Source organism: Streptomyces sp. YIM 130001 (assembly GCF_003574445.1).
Lineage (GTDB): Bacteria > Actinomycetota > Actinomycetes > Streptomycetales > Streptomycetaceae > Streptomyces.
Genome location: NZ_KZ984554.1, coordinates 149,203 through 164,905, shown reverse-complemented (window position 1 = coordinate 164,905; position 15,703 = coordinate 149,203). Strand labels below are relative to the sequence as shown.

Below are 15,703 nucleotides of genomic sequence, written 5' to 3'. Positions count from 1 at the left end.
TTCCGGTGCGTCCGACGGTGCAGCTCACCCCCGGCGCCCTCGCACTCGCCGTCGGCGGTGGCACGGCTGCGGTCCTCGTCGTCGGCGCGGTCCTGGTCTCGATGCTCCTCGCCGTCGCCATCACCGGCGCATCCATCGCCGTCTGCGCCCTGGTTATCCGCTCACTCATGCGCACCGACACCCGACGCTGACCGGCCCCCGGGCGGCCTCAACCGCCAAGTCTCAACCGCCCGGGAACCGCGCCCCCTTACCGACCAACCGATCCGAAAGGGAAACCCCATCATGACCCAGCACACCCGCCCCACTGGTCGAATCTGCCCGGCCTGCGACGGCTTCGCCACCGCCGCCATCACCCTCGGCGGCCGCAACCGACACGGACACCTGCACACCATCACCGCCCACTGCCCCACCTGCCACGGCACCGGCACCACCCGCCCCATCACAGCCCTGGCCCGGGAGCGTGCCCGTGTCTAACCCTCTCCTCGACCCCCTCACCCTCCGCGACCTCCTACGGGTGGCCGGAGCAGACGACTACGACCGCTGGCACGAACAGATCCAACACACCGGCGGCTGCGCCGACCCCATCCATTTGACCGGCTGGACCGTCACCAAAGACAAGGTCACCGGACAGACCCTGCACCACTACAGCACCGAGCATGAGCCGGGCGGACGCCTCCGTCTCGCGTGCGGAAACCGGCGTGCATCGCGCTGCCCGTCCTGCGCGTTCACGTACGCGGGGGACACCTATCATCTGATCCGTGCCGGGCTCGCCGGAGACACCGCCCGCGACATCCCTGCCACCGTCCGCGAACATCCCCGCGTCTTCGCCACGTTGACCGCCCCGTCATTCGGCCCGGTCCACAACCGCCCGGACTCCGGCGCCTGCCGCTGCGGCACCCACCACCCCGAGAACGACCCCGCCCTCGGGACTGCTCTCGACCCGGCCACGTACGACTACGCCGGTGCCGTGCTGTTCAACAACCATGCGGGTGACCTGTGGCACCGCTTTGCCAACCGACTCCGCCGCGAACTCGCCTCCCGCGCCGGGATCACCCAACGCGAACTCAAGGAGACGACCCGGCTGTCGTACGGCAAGGTCGCCGAGTTCCAAAAGCGCGGAGCCATCCACTTCCATGCCGTGATCCGCATCGACGGACCCGACGGCCCTGAGGACCCGCCCCCGTCCTGGGCTACCCCCGGCACGCTCACCGACTCGATCCGTGCTGCAGTCGCCCACTCGTACACGACCGTCACGGTCCCGGCCGCTGACGGTGCGCCGTGCCGGCCGTTTCGCTGGGGCCAACAACTCGACATCCGCCCCATCCAAGCGTTCGGGGACGGCTCCGACATCACCGAACAGGCCGTCGCCTCCTACGTCGCCAAGTACGCCACCAAGGCAGCAGAGAACACCGGCACCCTCGACCGCCGCATCGGTGAACTCTCCGAACTCGACCGCCACCACGTCCCCGACCACACCCGCCGCCTGATCGAGGCGTGCAAGGTCCTCGACCCGCTCTACCCCGAACGCCGTCTCTGGGCCTGGGCTCACATGCTCGGCTTCCGCGGCCACTTCTCCTCCAAGTCCCGCCGCTACTCCACCACCCTCGGCAACCTCCGCCAGACCCGCGCCGACTACCGCGCAGCCCAAGAACGCGCCGCCCTCGACCTCGACGACCACGCACCCGACACCGTCCTGGTCCTCGCCGACTGGCAATACGCCGGACACGGCCACACCCCCGGCGAATCCGCCCTCGCAGCATCGATCGCCCGCGACCTCCAGACCAACCGCGACACCGCCCGCGAAGCCCTACGCGACCAACTCACCCCGGAAGGAGCCGCAGTATGACCACCAACCAAGCCGAGCTGCTGACCGTCACCGAGACGATGGAGCGGCTCAAGCTCGGCCGATCAAAGGTGTACGACCTCATCCGCTCGCACCGCCTGGTCTCCATCAAGATCGACCGGTCCCGGCGCATACCTGCTGACGCGGTGCGGGACTTCGTTCTCGGCCAGATCGAGGAGGCCGCCTGATGGCCAGTCAGCGCAAGCGCAACCCCAACGGCGCGGGCACCATCACCAAGCGCAAGGACGGCCGTTACCAGTGCGCGGTCTACGTGCTCCAGCCGGACGGCACCCGCGCCCGGAAGTTCGCCTACGGCAAGACCTGGACCGAATGCGACACCAAGCGCCGCGAACTCCTCGCCAAAGTCGACCAGGGCGTGCCGGTACCCACCCGTTCGGCCAAGCTCGCCGACTGGCTGACGTACTGGCTGGACAACGTGATCAAGCCTCGTCGGAAGCGCACCACGTACGCGAAGTACGAAGTGCACGTCCGGCTCTACCTGGTGCCCATGATCGGAAAGAAGCGGCTGGAGTCCCTGAGCGTCGCGGATGTACGTCGCTTCCTCGCGAAACTGGAGCAGCAGACCACTGCGGCGACGGCAAAGGAGACCCACAAGGTCCTGCGTACTGCGCTCTCCGCCGCCTGTCGCGAAGAGCTGATCACGCGGAACGTCGTCACGCTCGTGGACCCTCCCACCGTGGACGCACCCGACATCGAGCCGTGGTCGCTGGCCGAGACGCTCGACTTCCTTGCCGCGTCCCGCAAGGACCCCTTGTACGCGGCCTTTGTGCTCGCCATCGCGCTCGGGTTCCGGCGGGGAGAGATCGTCGGACTTCACTGGCGGGACGTTGATCTCGATAAGCGCGAGATTCGCGTCAGGAAGCAGCGTCAGCGGGTCAGCGGTGAGGCGTACGACGATGATCCCAAGGGGCGTCGGCGCAAGCAGTCCTTGCCGCTCCCCGGGATCTGCGTCGCGCCGCTGCGTTGGCAACGGCTGAGGCAAGCCGAAATGCGGGCCAAAGCTGGTGACCGGTGGGCCGACGGTGACTACGTCTTCACCACTCGGAACGGCCGGCCGATCGAGCCGAGGAACCTGTACCGGTCCTTCACCCGCGTCGCGAGCGATGCCGGGCTCCGCGTGATTCGGCTGCACGATGCCCGGCACGGTTGCGCCACACTCCTCACCGCTGCCGGTGTCCCGCCTCGCGTCGTGATGGAGATCCTTGGGCACAGTCAGATCGCGGTGACCATGAACGTGTACGCGCACGTCGTGCAGGACACCCAGCGCGAGGCGATCGGCCACCTGGACCGGCTGTTGAGGCGGCGACCCGACCGTGAATGACCATGCCCGTTGATGTCAGATCCGGATGTCAAAGACCCCCAGCCAAGATCGGCTGGGGGTCTTTGTGCTGGTGGGCGCGGACGGTTTCGAACCGCCGACATCTGCCTTGTAAGGGCAGCGCTCTACCGCTGAGCTACGCGCCCGGGATGTTTCGACAGCCTACCCTGACGCGGGACGGGCAGGGCAAACGGCTGTCGGGCCTGGGGTGGCTCGGGGGTTTTCCCCACCCGGGATTCGGTGGCGTCCCGGATGCCCTGGGCGGGCGCGGGTTCGTAGTTTCTGAGGGAGAGGCTCAGATACACCGTCGCACTGCCCGGGGAGATCAGGATGAGCAGCCATGCTGCAGGTGGCCGTCGCCGTCGTTATGCCGTCGCGTTCGGCGGGGTGGTGGCCGTCGCGCTGCTGGCCGGGGGATGCGCCGACGCGGAGTCGGACGACGAGCCGGAGACTCGGTCGTTCGGACTCGAGGGGCGGACGTTGAAGGTCGACTCCAACGACTCGGCGATCGAGCTGGTGGCGGCGGACGGCGAGAAGAGCGGCGGTGCTGGACGGGTCGAGGTGACCAGGTGGTTCGCCGGGAGGACGGTTCTCGGCGGGCAGGCCGGCGTGGAGTGGGAGTTGACGGGCGACACGCTGAAGCTGCGCACCAAGTGCCAAGGGGTAGCGGTGAGTTGCGCCGCCCGGCATCGCATCGAGGTGCCGCGCGGGGTGCAGGTGGATGTGGTCAACGGCGACGGGTCGGTCTCGGCGAAGAAGATCGCCGCGCCACTCAGGATTCGCGCCCACGACGGCAGTGTGACCGTCCTGGATTCCAAGGGGCCGCTCGACCTGCACAGCAGGGACGGGCGGGTGGAGGCCAAGGGTGTGACGTCCCGCCAGGTCACGGCACGGTCCGACGACGGCCGCGTGGACCTGGGGCTCACCGGAGTTCCGGATCGCGTGGAGGCGCGGAGCGCGGACGGTTCCGTCACGGTGGAGGTTCCTCGCGGTACGTACCGGGTGGATGCGGACAGTGGGGACGGTTCTGTGGACGTGAGCGTTCCGCGGAATGCCGGCAGCCGGCACGCGGTTGCGGCGCACAGTGACGACGGCAGTGTGACCGTGCGCGAGCGCTGAGTGCGATGGGGCACGAGGAGCGGAGGGTGTCGTTCGGCGCAGGGTGAAGGCCCGGACTCCGTAAGCGCGATCTAAAGGACCCGTGTGTTCGACGTCAACCGGTGGGAGAATGTCACCGGGCAGGGCGGATCACAGCACGGGAGAGGGATGTGACGGCGACACCATCGCAGCCGTACACGCAGAAAGTTGCGCGCCACCGTGAGTCCGCGGGTCCTCTCCCAGCTGCCCTGGTCAACGAACCGTCGGCCGTGACCACCCATCGGCACCACGCGGACGGTGACGCGAGCGGTGCGACCGCGGTCAGTGGCACGGAGGCCGGAGCCGGCAACCCGACAGCCGAACAGGGCCGCGGGGTGAGCGGACGCAGCGCGGAAAACCGGCGACGCCCCGTCGGATCACGCGCCGTGCGGTCCTCCCCCACCAGAACCGTTCCGCTCGAGACGTCGTGGCGCGCTGTCCGTGACGTGCTGTCCCTGATGGCGCTCCCGGTGCCACTCCTCGTCGCGACGCTTCCGGCGGCCTTCGCCGGCGGTGGTACGCGACGCTGGTTCGGTGGCCGGGGCGAGGGACAGCGTGCTGAGGCTCAGGCGGCCAAGGACGCCGCGGCCGCTGCGTTCTACGAGCTCGACACGGCTCAACGCGATCTGCGTATCTCCATCGAAACGATCACCGCGGTCGCCAGCACGCCCGCCGCCCAGCGGTCTGTCTCCGACTTCGAGGCGCTCGGGCACCGGATCGACGAGGCCAGCCACCGCTACATCGCCGCCGTGGATGCCCACGACCTGGACCGTGACGACCTGGAGGCATCGGTCGCCACGCAGGCGAAGACCGAGCTGACCAGGGCGAAGGACGATCTGGTCAGGGTCAAGCAGGACCTCGACCGGTTCGCCCAGGGACTCGGCCCGCTCCTGGACAAGGCCGAGACACAGTTGGCGCGCCTCGCCCCCGCCATCGAGCGGGCCCGCCAAGCGCTCCTCGCCGCCAGCACCGCCCTCGACTCGGCCCGTGACTCCGGACTGCGTGCCGATGATCTCGCCGCTCGTCTGGCGACCCTCGGCCCCGAACTGACCAAGCTCAACCAGGGCGCCGGACGGCACGGCGTGACCGACACCCTGCATCGAGCCGATCACGTGCTGCGTGAGGCCGAGACGATCAAGGCCGAGGCGGAGCGCCTGCCCGAGCTGGCAGCCGAGACGGACAAGCGCATCGTGTCGCTGCGTACCCGGGCTCAGGCGCTGACCACGCGTGCTTCGCAGGTGGACCCGGTACTCAGCGAGCTTCGGCGCCGCTTCTCGGCGGCCTGCTGGCAGGACTTGCAGCAGGTCCCCGACCAGGCGTCGACATGGGTCAAACAGGCCGAGCAACGGCTCGCCGAAGCCCGTACGGCTCGCGACGAGCAGCGCTGGCCGGATGCGACCGCGCTGCTGAGTACGGTGCGTGCCCTGCTCAATACGACCGACGAGGCGGTGTCGGCGGCCGGCGATCGCCTGCAGCAGCTCAATGCCGTGTCGAAGGACCCCGAGCAGGAGATCGAACGCACTCGGTTCGCCATCCGGGATGCGCAGCGGCTCGCCATGGCGGGCCGGCACACGCCGGATCCGCAGCACGCCAGGCCGCTGGACGACTCGGTGGCCCGGCTGGACCGGGCGATCGCCTCACTCGAGGGCCGCCATCCCGACTACTGGCACTTCCTGACCGAGACGGAGGCCGTCCGCCAGAACGTGGGCCGAGTCGTCTCCCGGATCCGTGAGGACCGGGGCTCGGGAGCGTAGACAACCCGCTATGGGCGTGGCCTGGGCCTTTGTCCGGGAGAGCCGGGAGCCGGGTCGCCGGCGAGCCCCGGGTCCGATGTGGCGGTCGTGGCGCCGAGGGCGGATGCTGGACGTACGGCGCGCCCAGCGCGTCGGGACCAGGGCCTCCGTGACCCCGAGGGAGGCGGACATGGCCACCCAAGTAGTTCGCTCCGACAGCAAGCGGCGCATCACCCTCGACGAGCACCTTCCCGTCGACCACCGGCTGAGCAAGGTCTATCGCGTAGGCGCCGGTCTGATGGGCCTGCTCCTGCTCGCCTTCGGCATCCTGGGACTGATCGATCAGGTCGGCTTCTTCGACACCGGCGGTGACAGCGTTGCCGGGCTGAACACCAATGGTGCGCTCAGTGTGCTGTCCATCTGTGTCGGGCTGCTCCTTTTCGTCGGCATGGTGATCGGGGGCAACTTCGCGTCGACGCTCAACATGGTTCTCGGCATCGCCTTCATCCTGAGTGGCTTCGTCAACCTCGCGCTGCTCGAGACGGGCCTCAACTTCCTGGCCTTCCGCATCCAGAACGTGCTCTTCAGCTTTGTGGTGGGCGTCCTGCTGATGCTCTTCGGTATGTACGGCCGGGTCGGCAGCGCACTGCCGCACGACAACCCGTACTGGAAAGCACGGCACCCCGAGCAGGCCGCCGATGAGCAGCGCCGGAAGGACGCCCCACGCCGCCTGCCGGCTTGAGGCGCGGAGGCGCGGAGGCGCGGAGGCGCGGAGGCGCTTCGTACGGTCGTACGGGCAAGGGGCGTGGTCACGCAGGCGCCTGAGCCGTCGCATGTGCCCTGGAGCCTGCCCGGCCGGGGACCCACGTGGGTGCGCACGTAGAGTTTCGTCCACATCCGTGTGCTCGGCCGAGGCGTGCGAGGGCATGCGCGGAACGCGACGATCGACCAGGACGACGACCAGGACGATCCTACGATTCGGCGTCGGAGGCTGTGCCTGTCCGTGTGCCTGTATTGCCTTCGGCCGGACGGAGTCCCCAAGGAATGAGGCATATGGACTTCAGCAGCGCGTTGCGCGCCCGGCGGCTCGTCGCCATCGTCCGCGGCAAGGATCCGGAGGCGTCGTTCAGGACGGTACTGGCGCTCGCCGAGGTGGGAGTGGACCTGGTCGAGGTGTCGCTGAGCAGCGCGGACGCCCTACGGGTCATCGAACGAGCACGTGCCGAACTCGGTGACTCCGCCTGGCTCGGCGCAGGAACGATCCTCACCGCGGCAGACGCAGAACGGGCGGCCACCGCCGGGGCCAACCTGATCGTGACTCCCGGGCTCGGGCCCGGAGTGCGTACCGCCGTGCAGAAAGGCTTGCCGGTACTGGCCGGAGTGCTCACCCCCACCGATGTGTGCCAGGCCGCCGAGTACGGGGCGACGGCGCTCAAGATCTTCCCTGCGTCCGCGATGGGTGGTCCCTCCTATCTGAAGGCGTTGCGCGCGCCGTTCCCCGATGTGCCGTTCGTGCCGGTCGGAGGGGTCGGTGCGTCGGAGGCCGCCGACTATCTCCGGTTGGGTGCTGTGGCGGTCGGAGTCGGCTCTCCTCTCGTCGGGGATGCGGCTGACGGGGGCGATCTGGGCGGACTGCGCCGTCGCGCCGCCGAGTTCAAGGCGGTCTGCTCGTGAAGGGGAGTGGTGTGCCGGTGAGCGAGGGTGGAGTGCCGGCGAGTGGCGAGGCTCCGGAGGTGTTCACGTTCGGCGAGACGATGGTCGCGTTGCGCGGGAGCCGGCCGCTCAAGTTGGGCGGTTCCCTGGATGTGTCCGTCGCTGGTGCCGAGTCCAACGTCGCCATCGGGCTTGCGCGGCTCGGGCATCGGGTGCGATGGGCGGGTGCCGTCGGTGACGACGAGGCCGGTGAACTGGTGCTGCGTACGCTCCGGGCCGAGGACGTGGACGTCTCCGGCAGTTCCCGGGACGCTTCCGCTCCGACCGGCCTGATCCTCTTCGAGCCTCGGCTGCCTCAGGTGACGCGGGTGCACTACTACCGGTCCGGTTCCGCAGGCTCCCGGGTCGACAGCGACACCGTCGCCGAGGCCTTCCTCGACGGCGCGGGGGCACGGCCCCGACTGCTGCATCTCACCGGCATCACCCCCGCCCTCGGGCCCGGGCCGCTCGGCGCCGCACGACGGGCCCTCGAGCTGGCCCGTGAGCACGGCACGCTGGTCTGCCTCGACGTCAACTTCCGCTCCCGGCTGTGGGACCGGGCTGACGCGGCAGCCGTGCTGCGCGACTGGATCCCGTACGTCGACGTACTGATCGCCTCCGACGACGAGCTTCCGCTGTGTCTGGCCGATGGCACTTCGCCGGACGAGGCGGTCGACCCGCAGGACGGGACGGTGCAGCAGGCCGAGAGGCTCTTGTCGCACGGTGTACGCGAGGTCGTGGTGAAGCTCGGAGCGGCAGGAGCGACGGCGTACACCGCGGACGGCAGCCTGCACCGTCCGGCCCGAGCCGTGGAGGCCGTCGATCCCGTGGGCGCCGGTGACGCCTTCGTCGCCGGGTACGTGTCCGCGCTGCTCGACGGTGCGGACGTGGCCGGCAGGCTGGAGCGCGCGGTCACGACCGGGGCGTTCGCCGTGGCCTCGTACGGGGACTGGGAAGGTGCCCCGACCCGGGCGGAGCTGGGGCTCCTCGGTGCGGCTTCCGGCACCGTGGTGCGCTGACGCTCTCTCGGTCACTACGGTCACCTCCTCGCGTTGTTGCGGTCTTGGGTGCCTCGTCTCCTTGGCCTGCGCCCTTCGTCTCGATCGTCTCCCGTCGGTCGTGGCGTTCCCGTCGCGCCAGCGGGCGGTTAGCCTGTGCGCATGCCCCGTTATGAATTCCGCTGCCGGAGCTGCGGCGACACCTTCGAGGTAAGCCGTCCGATGTCCGAGTCCGCCGCGCCGGCTGACTGTCCCGCGGGTCACGCGGACACCGTGAAGCTCCTGTCCACCGTCGCCGTGGGTGGTGCGGCCGGCTCGGCCGGTGCTCCCGCGCCGGCCACCGGCAGTGGTGGGGGCGGCGGGTGCTGCGGCGGGGGCTGCTGCGGCTGACCGCGGCAGGCCGTTGTCGGTTGCCGAGGCGGCCGGTCGTCGTCAGGTGCCCAAGTAGCGGAGCACGGCGAGTACGCGTCGTGAATAGCCCGCGGTGCCGGTCAGTTCCAATTTGTCGAAGATCGCGTTGATGTGTTTCTCCACTGCGCTCTGTGACACGTGGAGCCGTTCCGCGATGGCCGCGTTCGTATGCCCTTGCGCCATCTCGGCGAGAACGCCGCGCTCCCTGGCGGTAAGCCGAGCGAGCAGGTCCGTGTGCTCGGAACGGCCGAGGAGTTGGCGCACCACTTCTGGGTCGAAGGCCGCACGGCCCTGGCTCACCCGCTCCAGTGCGTCGAGGAACTCGTCGACCTGCACCACCCGGTCCTTCAGCAGATAGCCCACTCCCTCGGACTCGCCCGTCAGCAGCTCGGTGGCGAACCTCCGCTCGACGTACTGCGACAGCACCAGGACTCCGACCCCCGGCCAGCGCTCCCTGATCTCCAGCGCCGCCCTCAGTCCTTCGTCCGTGTGCGAGGGCGGCATCCGGACGTCGGCCACGACCGCGTCCGGACGCTGCCCGGACACCGCCTCGATCAGCTGATCGGCGTCCCCGACTGCCGCGAGGACCTCATGGCCCTCCTCGACCAGCAACCGAACCAGGCCTTCGCGCAGCAGAGTCGAGTCTTCGGCGAGGATCAGACGCACGGCAGCTCCGCTGTGATGATCGTCGGCCCACCTTCAGGGCTGTTCACCGCGAGTCTCCCATCGAGTGCGGCCAGACGCTGGGCCAGGCCGATCAGACCGCTGCCGTCTGGGTCGGCTCCCCCCGTGCCGTTGTCCTCGATACGTACGACGCACCGGGATTCGCCCGCCGCGACCTCGACCTCCCTCACTTCGACGCGTATCCGGCTGGCTTCGGAATGCTTCAGAGCGTTCGTGACGGCTTCCGAGACCACGAAGTAGGCGACGGTCGCCACCGGACGGCGGGGTTCGTTCGCTATCTCGTACGTCAGGGACACCTCGATCGTCGATCTCTCCACCACCGTTTCCAACGCCGCCCGCAGGCCCGCCTCGTCCAGCACGGTCGGATAGATCCTCCAGGCGACCTCGCGCAGTTCGGTCAGTGCATGTCTGCTCTCCTCGTGTGCCTGGCGCAGGAGTTCGGCCGAGCGGTCCGGATCCTGACCGCGCACGGCACGCCCCAGGAGCATGCCGAGCGCCACCAGTCTCTGCTGCACCCCGTCGTGCAGGTCTCTTTCGATACGGCGTCGTTCGTCGTGGACGGCTTCCACCACACCGGCCCGACTCACGGCGAGCTCCTCGATGCGGCGCTTGAGTTCTTCCTGCCGGCTCGGACCCAGAAACCGGCGTGCCAGCTTCCGCTCCAATGTGGCGACGCCGAGCACGCCCTGGACGGCGAGGAAGAGAAGGAACAGACCGGCACACCCGGTGAGCAGCAGGGTCACGGGGTATTGCACACCCGGTATGAACCACCCGACGAACACCAGCGAGCCGTACCCGGCTCCCAGAATCACGCTGAGGAGCACGACCGCACCCAGGATTCCCAAGGGCCAGCGGGTAGCGACGTACGCGAGCGCTTGTGCATCCGGGTACGCCGGAGAGCACTGGACGTCCAAGTAGGTGTCGAGCCGGCGGCGGTGCGCCTCCGCGAGCCGTCTGGCCAGGCGCCCGACCTGTCCCTGTACGACGCGCCGCGGACCGGGCCAGGCTTGCACGAACAGCAGGGCCAGTGCGGACAGCAGCACGAAGACCAGCTCGGCGATGGCCGCGACGGCTCCGAGCCCCAGTCCTGTTCCGAGCCTCAGCCCGCTTCGTGCCATTGCTTTCATGATCAGGCACGCTAGCGGGCCGAGCTGCCGGAGCGCATTGCGGAAAACCGCAAGACTCAACTGCGGTGCGCACCACCTGTTTCTTGCGGTCGCCTTCAGTGTGCCTTCAGCTACGAGTTTCTAGCCTGGGGGCATGATCGAAAGCACCGCACCTCACTGGATCACCAGCCTGATGGACACACTCGGGGCTCCCGGCGCAGGCCTGGCCATCGCCCTGGAGAACCTCTTCCCACCCCTGCCCAGCGAAGTGATCCTGCCGCTCACGGGATTCGCGGCGAGCACGGGCCAGATGAACCTCACGGCTGCCCTGCTGTGGACGACGACGGGTTCGGTCGTCGGTGCGCTCGCCCTGTACGGCCTGGGTGCGCTGTTCGGCCGCGACCGCATCATCGCCGTCGCGTCACGGCTGCCGTTGGTCAAGGTCTCCGACATAGAAAGGACAGAGGCCTGGTTCACCCGGCACGGCCGCAAGGCGGTGTTCTTCGGCCGGATGATCCCGATCTTCCGCAGCCTGATCTCCGTGCCCGCCGGCGTGGAGCGGATGCCGGTGTCGATGTTCTTGTTCCTCACGACGCTCGGCAGCGCGATTTGGAACACCGTCTTCGTCCTGGCGGGCTACCAGCTCGGTGACAACTGGTCGCAGGTGACGGGATACGTGTCCACCTATTCGACGGTGGTCCTCGCCGGTGCCGCGCTCGCCCTGCTGCTGTTCATCGGGACGCGGATACTCGCGCGCCCCGGTCGTGGCCGGAGGCGCGCAGGAACTCACGCAGAATCTGCTCCCCAGCCGCCACCCCCTGTTCGGCGAGAACCGTGAGGTTCGGTGCACGCCACCCGGAGTCCGCGAGTTCGCCGTGGCCCGGCCGCCAGGAGTGGTCCGCGGCGAGCAGCAGGTCGGCGTCCAGGAGCGAGTCCCCGGCGGCGAGGGTGAGTTCGGCGCCGGTGCGTTCGGCGACTTCGCGCATCGCGGCACTCTTGGTGAGCGGCTGGGGCACGGCGTAGATCTTGCGGCCCTGTAGGGACACGGTCCATCCCTTGGGCTCGGCCCATTCGGCGAGCTCCTTGACCCAGCCTTCGGGTAGGAGGGCCCGGTCCACGACCAGATAGGCGAAGAGGTCTTCGGCTACGCGCTCCTTGAGGAGCCAGTGAGGGTCGGCGGCGCGCTGCAGGTGGCTTCGGACCTCATCGAGTGAGGCGCACTCGTCAGCCAGTCGCCGGCGTACGTGGCGCTGCCAATCCGGGTCGGACTCTCCGTCGACGAGGAGGTGACCGCCGTTGGCGCAGATGGCGAACTGTGGTGCTGGACCGGGGAGGTGGACGCGCCTGTACTGCTCGCGGGTCCGGGTGGTGGTCGGCACGAAGCAGGTGGTGCGCGCGAGTTCGGCGAAGAGCTCGGCAGCATCTTCGGTGAGGTAGGACAGCGGCTTGTTGTCGTAGATCTCGACGCACAGCAGCCGGGGGGCGAGGGCGTCGGGCATGGACAACTGGAGGGCGGGGGCGGAGTAGATGAGTGTGCGGTCGAGGTCGCTGGCGACCAGGGTGGTGGCCGCGGGGCGGGTTGCGGAAGGCGTGGTCGACACGAGGGTTCCCGGTGCTGAGCGGGTGGTGCGGGACGGGGTGCTCATGGGGCGGTCACCGCCTTGCCGTCGGCCCCGGTCGCTCCGCGGGTGTACTGGGGGTGGATCAGACCGACGCAGGAGTACGGCAGTTCGTCGACCTCCTCGATGGGGACTCCTCGCTGTTCGGCGAGCATCCTGAGGTGGTCGAGGTCGGGGCCCGCACCTCGCCGGGCAAGGATCTTCCACGGAACGCGTCGCAGGAGGACGCGGGTTGTCTCGCCGACGCCCGGCTTGACCAGGTTCACGTCGTGGATTCCGTAGGCCTCACTGATGCGTTCGACGGCGGCCCATCCTTCCCAGGTGGGGGCGCGGTCGAGAGCGAGCATCTCCTTGACCCGGGCGTCCACGATGCCGGAAACCTCGTCGAAGCGGTCCTGGACGGCGGAAAGGAAGTCGGCGGACACATCGGAGCCGGCGAGTTCGCGGTAGAACTTCGCGCCGTGGAAGTCGTCGGGTCCGACGAGGTCGGCACGCAGGACCGTGCGGGATATGAGGCCGGAGACCGTGGAGTTCAGACAGGCGGAGGGGATGAGGTAGTCCTCGCGAGTGCCGTAGGTGCGCACACAGGATCCGGGATCCGCGAGCACAGCGATCTCGGGGCTGAAGCCGGTGATGCCGGTGGATTTCTCGAACTGCTCCAGGGCCTGGGCGAGTTCTCGGGTGATGGCTCCCTTGCCGGTCCAGCCGTCGACGAAGACGACGTCGGCCGGGTCGTAGTGGGCGGCGAGCCAGCGCAGTGCGTTGGTGTCGATGCCGCGGCCGCGCACGATCGACACGGCGAAGTGCGGCAGCTCGATGCCGTGGCGGTGCTGGGCCCAGCGCCGCATCAGGACGCCGACCGGGGTTCCTGCCCTGGCCAGGGACACCAGGACCGGCCGGGAATCGGGCTGGCCGGAGCGTTGTGCCCGTTCGGCGAGAACGGTGTCGGTGACCGTGCCGACCGCGATGGCGACGCGGGCGGCGGACTGTTCCAGAGCGGAGGTGAAGAGGGACTGATAGGCCGGGCTCGGCTGGAACTCGACCGGCAGGGACTCGGCGTAGTGCGCCCCGCCGCTCTGGATGGCCTCCTCACGCTCCTCCGTGGGTGCCTCGAGCTCGGCGTCGGAGAGGTCCTGGAGCAGCCAGCCCACCTCGTCGGGCCTATAGGAGGAGAAGGCGGGTCCTCGGAGGGGCTCGGGCAGCATGGATGGTTCCTGCCGTTCGGTGGTGCGGTCGGTGGTGCTGACGCCGGTGTGCGCGGCGGAAGGTGAGGCGGGGTCCGCAGCGATGTGGTGATGTGACGGCACGTAGGAGGGGAGGCTCACCAGGAGCACGCGTGGTGTGTGGGCGGCCAGTTGAGCGAGGAGGCCGTCGGGGGCGTGCAGTTCGGGGGTGTCGGCGGTCGAGTCGACCACGGCGACGATCGCGTCGAAGCCGGCGCCGGCGACGTTGTACGCATAGCGGGGGCCCGGGCCGTCGGCAGGACGGTCATGGGCGGGGAAGACGAGACGGCTGCGGATGGCATAGCCGGGGTCGTCGACAGCGAGAACGGGGGACCGTGTGGTGGTCGAGTAGCGCACATCGGCATCGGCGAATTCTTCGAGCGCGACTCCGAGGCGAAGTGGGGCGTACATCAACTCCTCGAAGCCGAGCACGAGGACGCGTGCGCGGCGGCCGCCCGAGGAGGGCAGGGGCGGCGGTGAGCTCGAGGAGGACGTGCCGAGCTCGGCGGGGAGGCCGAGTTCCTGGGCCAGGCGGGCGGCCATGGAGGGGAGGGCCCCTTCCAGTCGCTCGCGGTCGCGGGGCGTGAAGCCATGCCTGCCGCCGTCGGGCAGTCCGGAGGGCCAGCCGAGGTCGATCCGGGTCGCCTCGGCCGGTGCCGACCCGAACGCCGGTGCCGCGTCCGGCACTTCGGGGATCGGAGCGGGCGGCGGCTCAGGGGACGGCGCGTTTCCGTTCCTGGAGCCGGGTACGACGGCGGAGTGGTCGGACGAGCGGGCGGTGCGGGAGGGCCCCGTCGGGGAGGCAGCGGCACGGGCGGCGGCGGAGGTCGTTGCCTCGTACCGCGCGACGAGGTCCTGGCCCTTCTGGAGGACGTCGGCGGGGAGGCGGACCGTGCCCGTCGCGGTGACGATCAGGTCGACTCGGGCGCCGATCTCGTCGGCGAACTCCGCGAGCCGGCCCTGGTCCGCGGCCGAGCGCATGTCGACGAGAGCGACGATCACGTACCGCTTGCGAGGGAAGGAGGCGTGGAGGGCGCGGATGGTGTTGAGGACGGTGTTGCCGGTGGAGAACTCGTCGTCGACGAGGACGAGCGGGCCGTCGCCGCGCAGCAGGGCGGGGTCCTCGGGGAGCAGCAGGTGAGAGGTGGCATGGGAATGGGACTCTTCGAAGCCGCCGGCCCGGTCGACTCCTTCGACCGGACGGCGGGTGGAGTGCAGACACGGCGCGAGCGCGAGGCCGTCGGCGACCGAGTGCCCGAGACCGGTGGCGGTCTCGGCATATCCGAGAACCACGGCGCGTACGGCCTCCTCGGTGCCGAGCAGGTCGCGTACGCGGACGCCGAGGTCGTACCCGGCCCGCCAGACGACCGTGGGGCTCTGCGGGACGTGCTTGCCGAGGACGTTGGAGACGAGGAGGTGGGCGCGCTTCGGGTTGCGGCGCAGGGCGAGGCCGAGCATGGCCGTGAGCTGTTCGTCACCGGCGAGCTCGACTCCGAGGCGTTCGGCGACCCAGGTGCCGGTCCAGGTCGGGTGGACACCCGGCCGTGGCGATCGGCCGGTCTCGGTCGTCGCCCTTGTGCCGAGCGGCGCCGGTTCGCCCGCCGGCGCCGCAAGGCCGGCCCTCGCTGCACGTGGCGCTCGGCCGCCGGTCGCGTCCGTCGCCGCACTCTTCGGTTCCGTCATGCCTGTCCCACTCGCTCCGTCGACGCGGCCCGCCGCGCTCGTTCCGCTCGTTCCGCTCGTTCCGCTCGTTCCGTCGATACAGCCTGCCGCACCGGTTCCATCGCCACGGCCGCCCGCACCCTTCGTTCCCTTGCCTCCACCGGCACAGCCGGTCCCCCTCGCACTCGCGCTGTCCGATTCACAGAGTTCACCCGCCCCCCTCGTACCGACGGAGACGGGGTGGCGGCGCAGTTCC

At 69.6% G+C, this 15,703-nt stretch carries 15 protein-coding genes, 1 tRNA gene and 1 pseudogene; 12 read left to right on the top strand and 5 right to left on the bottom strand.

Annotation, left to right across the window (positions count from 1 at the left end; translation table 11 throughout):
• The 5 genes and pseudogenes from DSC45_RS14460 to DSC45_RS14440 all read left to right on the top strand — a co-directional run.
• Positions 1–191: pseudogene (locus tag DSC45_RS14460) on the top strand (SpdD-like protein); the annotation flags it as partial.
• Positions 192–282: 91 nt separating this feature from the next.
• A complete protein-coding gene (locus DSC45_RS14455) occupies positions 283–474 on the top strand; it encodes a hypothetical protein (RefSeq protein WP_119290852.1) in 192 nt (63 codons plus the stop codon).
• A complete protein-coding gene (gene repSA / locus DSC45_RS14450; protein ID WP_119290850.1) occupies positions 467–1,846 on the top strand; it encodes a replication initiator protein RepSA in 1,380 nt (459 codons plus the stop codon). Before DSC45_RS14455 ends, repSA begins: the two co-directional genes overlap by 8 nt.
• Positions 1,843–2,031: a helix-turn-helix domain-containing protein gene (locus DSC45_RS14445; RefSeq protein ID WP_119290848.1), complete on the top strand. Its 189-nt coding sequence runs from the start codon at positions 1,843–1,845 to the stop codon at positions 2,029–2,031. The genes repSA and DSC45_RS14445 overlap by 4 nt, the downstream gene beginning before the upstream one ends.
• Complete coding sequence (locus DSC45_RS14440) at positions 2,031–3,185, top strand: tyrosine-type recombinase/integrase (RefSeq protein WP_119290847.1); 1,155 nt, start codon at positions 2,031–2,033, stop codon at positions 3,183–3,185. The genes DSC45_RS14445 and DSC45_RS14440 overlap by 1 nt, the downstream gene beginning before the upstream one ends.
• 68 nt (positions 3,186–3,253) lie before the next feature.
• Here DSC45_RS14440 and DSC45_RS14435 read toward each other — a convergent pair.
• Positions 3,254–3,328: transfer RNA gene (locus tag DSC45_RS14435), tRNA-Val, on the bottom strand.
• A gap of 184 nt (positions 3,329–3,512) precedes the next feature.
• Here DSC45_RS14435 and DSC45_RS14430 point away from each other — a divergent pair.
• The 6 genes from DSC45_RS14430 (at position 3,513) to DSC45_RS14405 (ending at position 9,132) form a co-directional block, all read left to right on the top strand.
• The gene (locus DSC45_RS14430; RefSeq protein WP_119290845.1) at positions 3,513–4,301 is read left to right on the top strand and encodes a DUF4097 family beta strand repeat-containing protein; all 789 of its coding nucleotides are present in this window, start codon (positions 3,513–3,515) and stop codon (positions 4,299–4,301) included.
• 404 nt (positions 4,302–4,705) lie between these two features.
• Positions 4,706–6,073 (top strand): hypothetical protein, encoded by a 1,368-nt coding sequence (locus DSC45_RS14425; protein WP_119291236.1) that lies wholly within the window; start codon positions 4,706–4,708, stop codon positions 6,071–6,073.
• Positions 6,074–6,242: 169 nt separating this feature from the next.
• On the top strand, positions 6,243–6,794 hold the full coding sequence (locus tag DSC45_RS14420) for a DUF4383 domain-containing protein (protein WP_119291233.1): 552 nt from the start codon (positions 6,243–6,245) through the stop codon (positions 6,792–6,794).
• Positions 6,795–7,105: 311 nt separating this feature from the next.
• On the top strand, positions 7,106–7,726 hold the full coding sequence (locus DSC45_RS14415; protein WP_119290843.1) for a bifunctional 4-hydroxy-2-oxoglutarate aldolase/2-dehydro-3-deoxy-phosphogluconate aldolase: 621 nt from the start codon (positions 7,106–7,108) through the stop codon (positions 7,724–7,726).
• Between the two features lie 17 nt (positions 7,727–7,743).
• The gene (locus DSC45_RS14410) at positions 7,744–8,763 is read left to right on the top strand and encodes a sugar kinase (protein WP_276145459.1); all 1,020 of its coding nucleotides are present in this window, start codon (positions 7,744–7,746) and stop codon (positions 8,761–8,763) included.
• Positions 8,764–8,904: 141 nt separating this feature from the next.
• Positions 8,905–9,132, top strand: a complete 228-nt coding sequence (locus DSC45_RS14405) for an FmdB family zinc ribbon protein (RefSeq protein WP_119290841.1) — start codon at positions 8,905–8,907, stop codon at positions 9,130–9,132.
• Positions 9,133–9,174: 42 nt separating this feature from the next.
• Here DSC45_RS14405 and DSC45_RS14400 read toward each other — a convergent pair whose 3' ends face one another.
• Together DSC45_RS14400 and DSC45_RS14395 are read right to left on the bottom strand one after the other, a co-directional pair.
• On the bottom strand, positions 9,175–9,819 hold the full coding sequence (locus tag DSC45_RS14400; RefSeq protein WP_162929222.1) for a response regulator transcription factor: 645 nt from the start codon (positions 9,817–9,819) through the stop codon (positions 9,175–9,177).
• Positions 9,810–10,964, bottom strand: a complete 1,155-nt coding sequence (locus DSC45_RS14395) for a sensor histidine kinase (protein ID WP_119290839.1) — start codon at positions 10,962–10,964, stop codon at positions 9,810–9,812. Before DSC45_RS14395 ends, DSC45_RS14400 begins: the two co-directional genes overlap by 10 nt.
• A gap of 133 nt (positions 10,965–11,097) precedes the next feature.
• Between DSC45_RS14395 and DSC45_RS14390 the strand changes: the two genes are divergently transcribed.
• Positions 11,098–11,781, top strand: a complete 684-nt coding sequence (locus DSC45_RS14390) for a DedA family protein (protein ID WP_119290837.1) — start codon at positions 11,098–11,100, stop codon at positions 11,779–11,781.
• On the opposite strand, the gene DSC45_RS14385 is transcribed toward DSC45_RS14390, so the two are convergent.
• Positions 11,675–12,589 carry an HAD family hydrolase gene (locus tag DSC45_RS14385; protein ID WP_240434634.1) on the bottom strand — a complete coding sequence of 305 codons (915 nt, stop codon included), beginning with the start codon at positions 12,587–12,589 and terminating at the stop codon, positions 11,675–11,677. The two genes, DSC45_RS14390 and DSC45_RS14385, sit on opposite strands and share 107 nt — an antisense overlap.
• Positions 12,586–15,468, bottom strand: coding sequence for a phosphoribosyltransferase (locus tag DSC45_RS14380; RefSeq protein WP_119290835.1), 2,883 nt, complete (start codon positions 15,466–15,468; stop codon positions 12,586–12,588). Before DSC45_RS14380 ends, DSC45_RS14385 begins: the two co-directional genes overlap by 4 nt.
• Between the last annotated feature and the right edge of the window lie 235 nt (positions 15,469–15,703).

What these genes read in the sequence shown, in the direction of transcription:
- DSC45_RS14440 (WP_119290847.1), top strand. Translation starts at nt 2,031, where the DNA reads ATGGCCAGTCAGCGCAAGCGCAACCCCAACGGCGCGGGCACCATCACC.
- DSC45_RS14415 (WP_119290843.1), top strand. Translation starts at nt 7,106, where the DNA reads ATGGACTTCAGCAGCGCGTTGCGCGCCCGGCGGCTCGTCGCCATCGTC.
- DSC45_RS14385 (WP_240434634.1), bottom strand. Translation starts at nt 12,589, where the DNA reads ATGAGCACCCCGTCCCGCACCACCCGCTCAGCACCGGGAACCCTCGTG.
- DSC45_RS14430 (WP_119290845.1), top strand. Translation starts at nt 3,513, where the DNA reads ATGAGCAGCCATGCTGCAGGTGGCCGTCGCCGTCGTTATGCCGTCGCG.
- DSC45_RS14390 (WP_119290837.1), top strand. Translation starts at nt 11,098, where the DNA reads ATGATCGAAAGCACCGCACCTCACTGGATCACCAGCCTGATGGACACA.
- DSC45_RS14455 (WP_119290852.1), top strand. Translation starts at nt 283, where the DNA reads ATGACCCAGCACACCCGCCCCACTGGTCGAATCTGCCCGGCCTGCGAC.
- DSC45_RS14395 (WP_119290839.1), bottom strand. Translation starts at nt 10,964, where the DNA reads ATGAAAGCAATGGCACGAAGCGGGCTGAGGCTCGGAACAGGACTGGGG.
- DSC45_RS14380 (WP_119290835.1), bottom strand. Translation starts at nt 15,468, where the DNA reads ATGACGGAACCGAAGAGTGCGGCGACGGACGCGACCGGCGGCCGAGCG.
- DSC45_RS14405 (WP_119290841.1), top strand. Translation starts at nt 8,905, where the DNA reads ATGCCCCGTTATGAATTCCGCTGCCGGAGCTGCGGCGACACCTTCGAG.
- DSC45_RS14420 (WP_119291233.1), top strand. Translation starts at nt 6,243, where the DNA reads ATGGCCACCCAAGTAGTTCGCTCCGACAGCAAGCGGCGCATCACCCTC.
- DSC45_RS14445 (WP_119290848.1), top strand. Translation starts at nt 1,843, where the DNA reads ATGACCACCAACCAAGCCGAGCTGCTGACCGTCACCGAGACGATGGAG.